This window comes from Bacillus sp. RC251 (assembly GCF_044908765.1).
GTDB classification, from domain to species: Bacteria; Bacillota; Bacilli; order Bacillales; family Bacillaceae_G; genus Bacillus_A; species Bacillus_A wiedmannii.
Genome location: NZ_JBIYDP010000001.1, coordinates 1,613,111 through 1,625,121 on the forward strand (window position 1 = coordinate 1,613,111; position 12,011 = coordinate 1,625,121).

General features: G+C 33.0%; 9 protein-coding genes, 4 pseudogenes and 1 riboswitch. Of the genes and pseudogenes, 8 read left to right on the forward strand and 5 right to left on the reverse strand.

Annotated elements, in window-relative coordinates:
• The first annotated feature begins 4 nt into the window (after positions 1-4).
• The 6 genes and pseudogenes from ddlB to ABH961_RS08130 all read left to right on the forward strand — a co-directional run.
• Entirely contained in the window at positions 5-919 is a 915-nt protein-coding gene (ddlB, locus tag ABH961_RS08105) for a D-alanine--D-alanine ligase (RefSeq protein ID WP_098077270.1), read from the forward strand.
• Between the two features lie 72 nt (positions 920-991).
• Positions 992-1,097: riboswitch (TPP riboswitch) on the forward strand.
• Positions 1,098-1,219: 122 nt separating this feature from the next.
• Positions 1,220-1,909, forward strand: a complete 690-nt coding sequence (gene tenA / locus ABH961_RS08110; RefSeq protein ID WP_087985859.1) for a thiaminase II — start codon at positions 1,220-1,222, stop codon at positions 1,907-1,909.
• A 294-nt stretch (positions 1,910-2,203) separates the two neighbouring features.
• Positions 2,204-2,545: a heterocycloanthracin/sonorensin family bacteriocin gene (locus ABH961_RS08115; RefSeq protein ID WP_176519559.1), complete on the forward strand. Its 342-nt coding sequence runs from the start codon at positions 2,204-2,206 to the stop codon at positions 2,543-2,545.
• 368 nt (positions 2,546-2,913) lie between these two features.
• On the forward strand, positions 2,914-3,393 hold the full coding sequence (locus tag ABH961_RS08120) for a homoserine dehydrogenase (protein WP_176519560.1): 480 nt from the start codon (positions 2,914-2,916) through the stop codon (positions 3,391-3,393).
• 306 nt (positions 3,394-3,699) lie between these two features.
• Positions 3,700-6,087 (forward strand): RNaseH domain-containing protein, encoded by a 2,388-nt coding sequence (locus tag ABH961_RS08125; protein ID WP_098642401.1) that lies wholly within the window; start codon positions 3,700-3,702, stop codon positions 6,085-6,087.
• 9 nt (positions 6,088-6,096) lie between these two features.
• Positions 6,097-6,549: pseudogene (locus ABH961_RS08130) on the forward strand (N-acetylmuramoyl-L-alanine amidase C-terminal domain-containing protein); the annotation flags it as partial.
• A gap of 69 nt (positions 6,550-6,618) precedes the next feature.
• Here the strand turns inward: ABH961_RS08130 and ABH961_RS08135 are convergent.
• From ABH961_RS08135 to ABH961_RS08150, 5 genes and pseudogenes are all read right to left on the reverse strand, one after another.
• Entirely contained in the window at positions 6,619-7,047 is a 429-nt protein-coding gene (locus ABH961_RS08135) for an SMI1/KNR4 family protein (RefSeq protein WP_404519209.1), read from the reverse strand.
• Entirely contained in the window at positions 7,047-7,286 is a 240-nt protein-coding gene (locus tag ABH961_RS08140) for a hypothetical protein (RefSeq protein WP_404519211.1), read from the reverse strand. Before ABH961_RS08140 ends, ABH961_RS08135 begins: the two co-directional genes overlap by 1 nt.
• Positions 7,266-7,415 (reverse strand): annotated as a pseudogene (locus ABH961_RS30060) (WXG100 family type VII secretion target); the annotation flags it as partial. The pseudogene ABH961_RS30060 and the gene ABH961_RS08140, both read right to left, overlap by 21 nt.
• Positions 7,397-8,035, reverse strand: a pseudogene (locus tag ABH961_RS08145) (lysostaphin resistance A-like protein); the annotation flags it as partial. The pseudogenes ABH961_RS08145 and ABH961_RS30060, both read right to left, overlap by 19 nt.
• Before the next feature lie 386 nt (positions 8,036-8,421).
• Positions 8,422-9,798 carry an alpha/beta hydrolase family protein gene (locus ABH961_RS08150; RefSeq protein WP_098077293.1) on the reverse strand — a complete coding sequence of 459 codons (1,377 nt, stop codon included), beginning with the start codon at positions 9,796-9,798 and terminating at the stop codon, positions 8,422-8,424.
• Between the two features lie 562 nt (positions 9,799-10,360).
• On the opposite strand from ABH961_RS08150, the gene ABH961_RS08155 reads away from it, so the two are divergent.
• On the forward strand, positions 10,361-11,185 hold the full coding sequence (locus ABH961_RS08155) for an MBL fold metallo-hydrolase (protein WP_086390278.1): 825 nt from the start codon (positions 10,361-10,363) through the stop codon (positions 11,183-11,185).
• A gap of 165 nt (positions 11,186-11,350) precedes the next feature.
• A pseudogene (locus ABH961_RS08160) lies at positions 11,351-11,803 on the forward strand (aspartate/glutamate racemase family protein); the annotation flags it as partial.
• Positions 11,804-12,011: the final 208 nt, after the last annotated feature.

The following is a 12,011-nucleotide window of genomic DNA, read 5'->3' on the forward strand; positions in this document are numbered from 1 at the left end:
GGAAATGAGAATTGGCGTTATTATGGGGGGAGTATCCTCTGAAAAACAAGTATCAATTATGACTGGAAATGAAATGATTGCAAATTTAGATAAAAATAAATATGAAATCGTACCAATTACGTTAAATGAAAAAATGGATTTAATCGAAAAAGCGAAAGACATTGATTTTGCGCTGCTTGCATTACACGGAAAATATGGAGAAGATGGGACGGTTCAAGGCACGCTTGAAAGTTTAGGTATTCCTTATAGCGGGAGCAATATGTTATCTAGCGGTATATGTATGGACAAAAATATTTCGAAAAAGATTTTACGCTTTGAAGGTATAGAAACACCCGATTGGATTGAACTTACAAAAATGGCGGATCTAAATCTTGATGAATTAGATAAGTTAGGATTTCCGTTAGTGGTAAAACCAAACTCTGGTGGATCAAGTGTTGGGGTAAAGATTGTATATGATAAAGATGAATTAATTTCAATGCTGGAAACTGTATTTGAATGGGATTCTGAAGTAGTAATAGAGAAGTATATAAAAGGTGATGAGATTACATGTTCAATTTTTGATGGAAAACAGTTACCTATTATTTCAATCCGACATGCAGCTGAGTTCTTTGATTACAATGCAAAATATGATGATGTTAGTACAATTGAAGAAGTTATCGAACTTCCAGCTGAATTGAAGGAACGTGTAAACAAAGCGTCACTGGCTTGTTATAAAGCATTGAAATGCAGCGTTTATGCAAGGGTAGATATGATGGTAAAGGACGGAATTCCATATGTAATGGAGGTTAATACATTACCAGGGATGACACAAGCAAGTTTACTACCGAAAAGTGCAGATGCAGCTGGTATTCATTATAGTAAACTATTAGATATGATTATTGAAACTTCATTAAAAGTAAGAAAAGAAGAAGGGTTTTAAGAAGCGCTATCATGAATACTTTTGACAGTAACGTGAAGTATGTTATGATGAATACAATACGAAAATTAAATATTTATCCACTAGGGGGGCCTATTATAGGCTGAGATCAAATGAGAATTTGAGACTCTTAGTACCTGATCTGGTTAATACTAGCGTAGGGAAGTGGGAAGACATTACTATTTTATGAATAAATACTGTCAATTTCACTTTCTTTACGTTTGTAAAGAAAGTTTTTTTATTTTACAGATTTAATAACTGTGGGTAAATACTTAAATTTTATACTTTATTGGAGGGATTTAAATGACATTTTCACAATCATTACGTCAAGAAGTAGATTCAATTTGGGAAGCTAGTTTTCATCACCCTTTTGTAAAACAACTTGGTGAAGGAACGTTAGATTTAGCTAGTTTTCGCTATTACGTACTTCAAGATTCATATTATTTGAGTCACTTCGCTAGAGTACAAACTTTAGGAGCTGCAAAGGCTCTAGAATTAGAAACGACAGCTCGTATGGCACATCATGCTCAAAATACATACGAGGCGGAATTATCTTTACATGAGAACTTTGCGAAGAAACTAGGGATAACACAAGAAGAGAAAGATAATTTTATCCCTGCTCCAACTGCATACGCTTATACTTCACATATGTATCGTGCTGCGTATGAAGGACATTTAGGCGATATCATTGCAGCAATTTTACCTTGCTATTGGTTGTATTATGAAATTGGTGAGCGTTTAAAAGAGTGTCAGCCAGAAGAGCAAATTTATAACGAATGGATTTCTGCTTATGGATCTGATTGGTTCAGAACATTAGTTGAAGAACAAATTACACGGTTAGATACAATAGCTGAAAAAGTGACAGAGGCAGATCGAAATCGAATGAAACAGCACTTTATTATTAGCAGTCAATATGAATATTCATTTTGGGATATGGCTTATACATTAGAAAAGTGGCCAGTGGATACAGATGTAAAAGATGTAATTGGATAATGAGTAGAGGTATTGCTATTCACAGGTATGAATAATACTTATGTATATGATTTCACAAAAGAAGTATCGCAAAAAGACGCATCGATCTAAGTGCGTCTTTTTTCAATTTATAAAAATGAGCCTATGGGAAGAATAACCTAAAAATAGGTATATGAACAAGGTGCATTATCTAGTGATAGGTCATACTTTGTAGGTGTACGTATTGAACTTAGTTGATAGCGCTATTTCTACTTAGATTTAACGAACAGAAATATAGGAAAGCATTGAAAAGGTTGAAGTTTATAAACGGAGGTCATGAAAATGAATAAGTTTCAACAAGAACTACAAGCGTTAAGCCTTAATGATTACCAGTCTGGAAATATTGTGTATTGGGACCAGCAAAACCAATATCCATATTATTATATTGAAGATGCTGTTCGTCGCTGTGGAGGTTGTGGTGGTCGTTGTGGAGGTTGTGGTGGTCGTTGTGGAGGTTGTGCAGGTCGCTGTGGTGGATTCCGGTGTATTGGTTGCTTCGGTTGTTTTGGTTGTGGCGGCTGCGGAGGTTGTGGTGGCTGTGGTAGTTGTTCAAATTGTTTTAGTGGTTTTAATGGTACTACTGATACAACTGGTACTATTGTAACATATGAATATTGATAAGAGAAAAAAGGAATCCAATAGTGAAGTATTATATAATTTTTATTAAAGAATTTAATAAAAACACATGTAGCATTCAAGTGAAAGAATGATATTTAGATTTTTAGTTGTAAATCAAGATAAGATATATAAAGCAATGACTAGACTTAAAACCTAATCATTGCTTTTTTATATTTTTACCATCAAATAAGGAATCTGTTGCTTCTAGTTAGTGGGTAGCGAAAGAAATTATTACAGCTATGTAAGGTTAATGTAATGTTAATCGATAGTAAATGAAGATACTTGAGTGTATTTTAAATAAGATTTAAAAGAACTGTTTATTTTTAAAATATTGAGGTAAGTAAAATTCTATTAGGAAGTGTATTAAAATGATTGAACTTAAATCTATTATCCATTCGTACAAACTAAAGAGAAAAATAGCAAGGGATTTATACGGAAACAGAGATGAATTGACACTGTTATTGAATGAATTTAATAAAATGAAACACACAGTAACATGTGAAAAAAAGAAAAATAATATATTATCTCGTTTACAATTAATTTATCAACATATGAAATTAGATAAACGGTATCCTCTTCCAATTACTTTTAATTGTAAATTATTGGATCGATTAGAAAAAGAATCTCTTTATTCTATTGAGGAAGGTATAGCATGTCTACAATTAATGTTAGATATGAATTATGAGAAAATAAAACAATATGGATCGAGTACAAGTAGGTCATTTGTTCCATTATCGCAGTCTTCCATTTGTCTTGCTGATTGTATTTGCATAACTGGATTTGTATTAGGATTACTAGGTGCAATTACATTTGGGGGATTAGTTTTATCTGTATGTTCAATTACATAAAGGTTGATATTTGCAAGAAGGGCACCGACTTAAGGTGTTCTTTTTTAGTTTTATTGTAAAATTATTGTAAAAAATAAATACTTACATTAATAACATTGTATAATTCTAATGTATTAAAATAATAATATCAGAGGTGTCGTATATGATAATTACTTTTAATTATTAAATCAGTCTATTTAATAATTTATTATTCGGAGGAATGTTTTTACTTTTCTTTTAAATACTTGGTATAAATCGATTAGATTAAGAGTTAATTTTTCTAGCTTTTTGTGATCAAGACAAACGAAGAAAGGAAGTAATCATTTTATGGAAAAATTAAAGTTGTTAACATTTAAAAATATAGTAGAACCTCTTTTAAACGAAAGCGTATCATTTATATATTTTCCTATTGAATGGCTCGATATTGTAGAGATACATTATAAGACGTTTTTATTAACGAGTAAGTTGAAACGATTGAATGAAAGATTATATGATATGTTTTCTGATATATTGTTTATTCAGCATAATCCATATGTATTAAATGAAAATACACCATGGATTGTATCCAAAGAACCTATTAGAAAAGAACAACTTGATTATATTTTCCAAAGTTGGTATGAGGTGATTCATGATTGGAAACCTAATAAATTAATAGAATTGCCAAAATATGAATGGCATTACGATTTAATTTCTAATTTAACAGTACTACATGATAATGAAATATATTCTAAGTGGGTGCCCGCTTTAATTTCACATGTTTTTTGTGAACAACCTGTACGATTAGAGAATATCAACGAAGAAGATATATATTTTTCTCCTCTTAGATCACAAAATATTTGTGAGGCAATGTCAAAGCCAATTAAAGATGAAAAAACACAAGATTATTTCGCCTATGTATATCGGTTCGAATGTATAACGCGCGGTGGCGAGAATATTCCGTTATTAAATGTTTCGATAGGAATTCGGAGGTTTTATCAAGAATATAATCATCCAGATATTCCTTTGCTATTAAGACGTAAACGGGGCATGATATTGGTTTCTACGCCAGAATTTGCATCGAATAATAAGAAATTACGGTTTGTAAAACTAAAAGTACAACAAGCTACAAACGGCATAAAATGGATTAAGATATTTAGAAATTTAAAAGATGATTTTCGTATAGGTGGAGAAGTTGAATTAGAGCATATTCTTCAATATCCGAAAGATTATATGCTAGGAACAAATATTAGGGTGTTACTTCCATACAATGAGAGAATATATAAAGTTCAAGGTACTAAAATAAAACCTGGTATAAAAGTAAAGGAAAGAGAGTATCTATTTAAAGGGTTTCAGCAAAAATTCACTTATTTCACATTACTACCAGAATGTAAAAAGATAGCAACAAATAATGAAAATGAATTATTCCCTTTAATTGCACCAAAAGGATTAGAGACTATAACGTTAGAAATATGGTCTGAAAAAATATCGTTGGAAGTTGAACAAGCGTTATTTGAAAGTGAAATTGTGTTAGCTCAAATCGGTGAGTCATCTTACGTATTAAATGCAGATTCACCAGTATTATTAAAGATAGTAAGATGTAATATTGAAAAAGTATTGCAAAACCCATATAAAATGCAATATTGCCAGAAATACAAAGCGAATTTAGTAGAAGATGTTATGAAAGCGATTTATGCTACTGCAGGTGAGCGTAATGATGCGACATTAGCGTTAATCGCAATGGAAAATTGTGATGGACGTGAAAAAATTGATCCAAAGCAAATTGTTAGAGAAGGGTTTGCACGAACAAACCGTATTTCTGCATTTATTAATTTATTTATAGGACAAAGTGTATCACGTAAGACAATTATTAATTGCGTTCTTAGTTTATTAGAACAAAAAGGATTTTTGAAACGTAGTTGGAATAAGATAAATTTACCTTGTACATATGTTAATTTATCAATTGAACGAATCTCGAAATTTGATTTCTTACCTATTTTTTCACAAATAAAAGGAAAAGAAATTTTATATAAATTATATGGGAATACAGATTGGCAAACGATTGATCGTTTATTATTACATGTAAATAAACATAATACCTTTTTACCACAGCCTTCAAAAAGAAATGATATGGGAATTCAGTTTAAACAATTTGTTTCTGAAACATTAACAGGAATTTTACAACATGCAAAAGAAAAAAATGAACAAGTATATTTTATTATTGATGCAAATTTAAGAAAACATTGGATAAAAGAGTTACAAAATAAAAAAATCGATATAGATACTGTCCCTTACTTTGTTCCAGATGTGTTAAAAGTCCCAAACTTAAATATTATTAGGATAAATACATCTTTTGATGTACCAAAATACGGTGCAATAGAATGTGAAGATATACTGGATGGTACGAGTTTATATGTAGATGAAAAAGGAATGTATTATAGCACTGGTGAATATTCGCTTAATGGTAGTGAAACATTGCAGCGATACATACTTGAAATTTTACCGCTAGGTGTAAAAGCAGTAGAAAGGAATTATATTGCCAAAATGATACATTACATGTGCTGTAATACAAGTATGCTTTTGGAAAAGGATGTACACATGCCGTATTCCATGCATATGGAGAAAGTAATAAAAGGCTATATGACGGATATAGATGCAAGAGAGTTTAAAGAGTTTGATGATGAACTGGATGTAGATATAATAAAGATAGAAAAGAAAGATTCAATTATTCTACTTTAAATAATAGACAAATCGATGGAGGATATGAGAGCCGGCATATAAGCCTTTATCGATGAGTTATACTGTTTAGGTGCTAAGAAAGTTGGTTTATATGTCGGTAATAAGCCAGCATATCCTTGCGATTTTTGGCAGTACACGGAAACAGGAAATGTACCTGGTATCGGTAATTGTGATTTAAATCAATTGATAGGAGGCAAGCTGCTTTCTTGGTTTACTGGAGCAGTGCAAGAGCAAGAGCAAGTTCAAGCAACTAAACTAAATATCATCCAATCAGGAGCATTTTCAAGAGAGTATATTGAAGAGGTTATGGGAGCATTGACATCGTTAAAAATGTCAGTTAAATTCATTTTACAACCTGATGGATTAGCAGATTTTATTTCTGATCCAACTTCAGATGCTCAATTAAATGCGATGAAGGAGTACCTTGATCGTAGAGATTGGTGGTATGAGCATTTGAAGTAAAACAAAAGGATAGCTTAATCAAAAATAACAGCCGACTCGATATAAATGAGTCGGCTGTTATTTTTTTAACTATGACAACAATTCCTCTACTCCGACACCATCTATTAACAATGCTTTTAATGAAGGAGCTATTTTAATTGCTTCTTCAATATCTAAATCTCCAAAATCCACTGTATATAATCCGAATCCTTCTTTTCCATCTACATATAATAATGCTTTTCCGCCTTCACCATCACCGATTGCCAGTGAATTTGGTATATATTTTTGAATATCATGTGCTTCATTCATCTCTATGCAATCAGTAGGGCCCCAAATACGTATGTAAAGTTCATTTTGTACATTAATCTCTGCGTTTGTACAATTTTGGATTACTTCTAAATAATCTAATGGTACATCTATTGATGAGAACTTTTGTAATTCTTGAATGGCCTCTTTACTCGTTGGTGATTCCTGAGCTTCTAATGTGAAGGCCTCGTTTAATTTTTCTAGAATATTCATTAATAATCAATCCTTTCAGACTTTACCTTTAATTTATCAAGCATTTTATATTGCTGTTCTAAAGTTTCTGAAATGTTTTCTTTAGAGAATCCGGCGCGTTCAAAACCAGATACTAGATTTTTTAATTCATCTTGTAAAGTAGAGCTCCATTTTCCATTGCCTGAACTTAAACGCTCATCACGCCTTAGATTCTGTGCATTAGAAATAATGGTGAGAGGTGGTCTCGCATCATTGAACATTTGAATGAACTGCTGATTAGAGGCACCCATCCATTGAAAACACAATCGATCTATTTCGTTACATAAATTATTATGTATAGATTCTAATGCGATTCTGGTATTATTTGCACGATTGGTAAATGAATATATAGGATAGAAAGGTTAGAACCTGGTCCGCCCCTTTGTGCAACAGTTAAGAAATGCGGAAGATGCCAAAAAGCCCATAGGACGGCAAGTAGTAATGTTGCTTTTAACGCTCCAAACTTCAATTGTAACCGAGGGAGAGCGAAACCACGCCATCCGATTTCCTCAGGTAAAGGTCCACCGAAAAAGAAAGTAACTACAAAAGAGATGAGATAGGTTATAAAAAACCTAGAAGTAAGGTCATCGAAAGTAGGTATCCCTCTATTTAAAATCACCATACCCAGAAACATTGCAGCAGGGATAACAATGAGAGTAAATAAGTACCACTTCAAACCGACTTTAGTAGATATGATGCTTTTTCTAACTTTTTTCCATGAATCTTTTCCTTCAAGAGTTCGAATCATGATATATGCTGCTAACATAGGGCCTACAAATGCATTGGCAACAAAGAAAATACCAAACGCTTTTGTTTTAGGTAAAATCCCCCATTGGGATAAGATAAATGGAATTAATACAACCCACGAAAATAAATATGTCATTACAAAGAATGAAGTTAACGGATAGGATTCCAAATACTTTCTCAGACCTGATGATGAGTTTTTTGATTTTGTTAAATACTCCAACATAATCATCCCTTCAATTATAAAGTACTGCGATATATTCTAATTCTATAAGTTTTCATAAAGAACCTTTTTGATGTGATAAAGTTAAGGTTTTTGTAAGAAAGAAGCGATACGTTACCAACGAAATGTAGAAATTTTTATAACAGTTTTCTTTATTTCTGTATCTATCTTGAGTTCATCTGGGGATAGCACCACATTGCTATCAAGTTAAAAAATCTGTTGTTCACCAAAACGATAAAAATAAACTTCATTGCTATAAAAGACTCTAATTTTTCGTTTTGGGGCAAACATTATATTAAATGATGTTGAAAATAATAGATATGTTTGAATCACTAGTTTCAAAAAAGCCTTGACGCAATGATGATTGCATGAAGGCTTTTGATGTTTTCTTATTTTTTTGTCTCATTGACCCATGTAATAATGTCCTGGATGACGTACTCGGGAACATTTGCAGGGATTTCGTACTCACTTGGAAGACTCAATTCCCCGTCACCCTCCGTGAAGAAATGATTTAATTTCGGATATTCTTTGAACTGAACATTCCCGCGGTTTGAAAGTCCTTCCTGCCATTTTGTATAATCTTCTTTTACTGTTACTTGATAATCGCGTGCCCCTTGCAGAATCAGCAAAGGCTCTTTTCGTGATTTTGCCTCCTCAACTGGACGCCACCTAGTAACATCATACATAAAATGAGGAGACGGAAACGGAAAATTGTAGCCAGCTGGCGGATGGTCAGGATCGAAAGTAGGATCCAGGATAAAAGCGAACTGTCTTTTTAGTTCATCGATTACTTCCTTTGGCGCCCCAAGGTATTGACTCACATCAATGGCAGTGTCAGTCAAAGGGCGTGCAGGTGGTGCGAGTAAGATACTTCCTCGCACAAGTGAGGAAGGCGCTTTGCTCAGTATTCGCGGCATTGTGCCAGCTCCTTGGCTATGTCCGAGAATGAAAATATTATTTGGATCAATGCCTTCCTGCTGCGCTGCTGACTTTGCTGCATATATGGCATCATCTGTAGTGTCACGGTCTAACGTAACAGGTTCTGCACTCATCTTTAATGCATGTTCTAAGGTACGTTTTTCATAGCGTAACACTGCAATTCCGTTGGATGAAAGGCCCACCGCAAGGTCTCGTAAGATTTTTGTTCCCAAATAGGTAGCATCGCGATCATGAATGCCAGCACCATGAACAAGAACAACAACGGGTACCTTTTCACCAGGCTTATGTTTTGGAACTGTTAATGTGGCTGGTAATGGATAAGTAGAATTTCCAATGACGATTTCACGTTCTTGATAGGAAGCAGGTTGGTCATATCTAGGATGCGGAATGTAAGATTCCTGGGGCGGCCTTTCTCCAACTTCATCTACTTTCCCGCCAGGTGTGAATTTAATGAGTAGCGGTATGGTAGTTCCTTCAATAGCTCCTGGAATTTCCACCGTCTGATGGACCAAGTTTCGTTCTTTTATTACAGGTGTTCCCATGATTTTTATCCCACTTTGTGTCCACCAGTTTTGTAATGTGTTTGCTGTAAACTTGGATTGAAAAGCAGCAGACGTCAACTGAAGTGCCTCTGCACACTTACCTTGCTGGAGATATTCAAAAAATAATGATGTACGCTCCGTTAAAGAGATTTGTTTCTTTTCTGCAGATTTCTCCTCACGTGTATCTGCGTGAATAGCTGTTGTAAGCGGGAAAGATGAAACGCCTAAAGAAAAGAGTAGGGTAAAGGTAAGTACTGATTTTTGTATTTTCTTTTTTTTATTCATGTTTTAACCTCCAATATGTGATGGTAAAAAACAGGTATGGTAATTAGGGTTCTGGTACAAAAACTTCAAAATATTTGCAAGTAATCTCCAAAACTTTGACATACTGATATTATTACTCTAAAAAACCGTAGATTTCTCTTTTTTTCACATGCATATTAACCCCAGAAACAACCTTTCTTCCTTCACTTTATATTTTAATTATAAGAAACAAAGCTCTCGTTTTTCTTACTTAATACTTACAAATTCCTTAAGTGTTAACAAACTTAGCTTGATGGATATGGGGTAGCACCACATCGCTATCAAGCTAGGAAATTAAGTCACCCCCAAAACAAAAAATGAACTTAAATTCTTTAGAAATGATATAAAATGTTTATTAGAAAAGGAGGGCAAGTATATAATTTGATGCCTGATAATGAGATTTACTGTTGATAAATGGTGTTTTGTTAACTAAAAGGCGAGTATATATAAACATTTTCAAAGATTCTCAATATACAAATAGATTAATTACAGTTTAAAGTTTATAATTAGTTTGTGGGAAAGTTTATAACAAAGGGGCATACATATGTTAAATTACATCTGCACTACATGCGGCGTTCAATATTCTAAAAGTCAAGAAGTTCCTTCTGATTGTATAATTTGTAATGAAGAAAGGCAGTATATTAATCCATCTGGACAATCATGGACTACTCTTGAAAAAATGCAAAAAAGTAAATTATATAAAAATGAAATCTTAAAAGAAGAAACTGGTTTATATAGTATTACTACAAAACCTGAATTTGCAATTGGGCAGACAGCTTATTTAATACAAAGTCAAAATTTTAATGTTTTGTGGGATTGTATTACTTACTTAGATGAAAATACAATACAAGAGATACATAAACTGGGAGGTATACAAGCAATTGTACTTTCCCATCCTCACTATTATTCTACACAAGTAGAATGGGCAGAAACATTTAATATTCCAATTTATATTCATGAAGATGATAAAGAGTGGGTAAATCGTTCAAGTAAACAAATTATTTTCTGGTCTGGAGAATCTTTGGTATTAACTGATGCGATTACAATTTATCGTTTGGGAGGACATTTTAAAGGTGGAGCTATTTTACATTGGAAAGATGGCAGTGACAAAAAGGGTCTTCTTCTGACAGGTGATATCATCCAAGTTGTTGCAGATCGTCAGTGGGTAAGTTTTATGTATAGTTATCCAAATTTAATTCCGTTGCCAGCTAATAAAGTAAAAGAAATGGTAGATAAGATTAAAGACTTACCTTTTAATCGCTTGTATAATGCATTTCATAGAGTAATAGTCGAGGATGCAAATAAGTCTGTTCAAAAATCTGCTGATCGGTATATAAAAGCTTTACAGGGAAAACTTTTTCATACTTAAAAAAGTAAGTCACTTCTGACGACACCGATTATATAAAAGTAATTACGGTTTTTTACTATCCATAAAGCAAAAAAGACGTTATCCTTTCTGTATATTTCTACAAAAAGAATAACGCTTTCTATGAATTATGGGTATAAATTCCTCTTAGATTGATAGTAATGTGATGCTATCCCATGTAATACGGCACATATCTATTTTAACCAAATTAAAAACTCAGTATCAGTTCCCGTATTAAACATGATTGATGAAACAATAAAGGAAATACCAAAAAACTCAAAAAAGGTAGCTCTTTTAGCCACCAATCCAACGGTTCAGTCTGGAATATTTCAAGATGTTTTAGTGAGAGAAGGTTATGATTTCTTACATCAAGATCGTTGGCAAACCTGTGTGAATCAAATAATAGCAAAGATTAAACAAGGCCAAATTGATGAGTCCCTTCAATTATGGGATGAACTCTATTCAGAATTAGCTGAAACGATTGATACCGCTATCATTGCATGTACAGATTTAAATGTTATTACAGATAAAAAATCCAATGATATTTCCATTATTGACTCATCAACATGCCTCTCTCAAGCTATTGTACATAAATATTTATCATTAATGGACAGAGGTTAGTCTTTCCTATTAGATGATAGTTTTTTGTTCGTTATTTTTTCCTAGCTGGCGCTTTAATGGAGCAATGTAAAAAGCCTAATTTCTTCGCATTAAATTGAGAAATTAGGCTTTTTAATATTGAAATTTCCTTAACGTTGTAGAGCCGCACTTTTCTGACGCTACACTATATTCATCAACTTAAGAATTTTATAACGCCCCTAAAACAAAA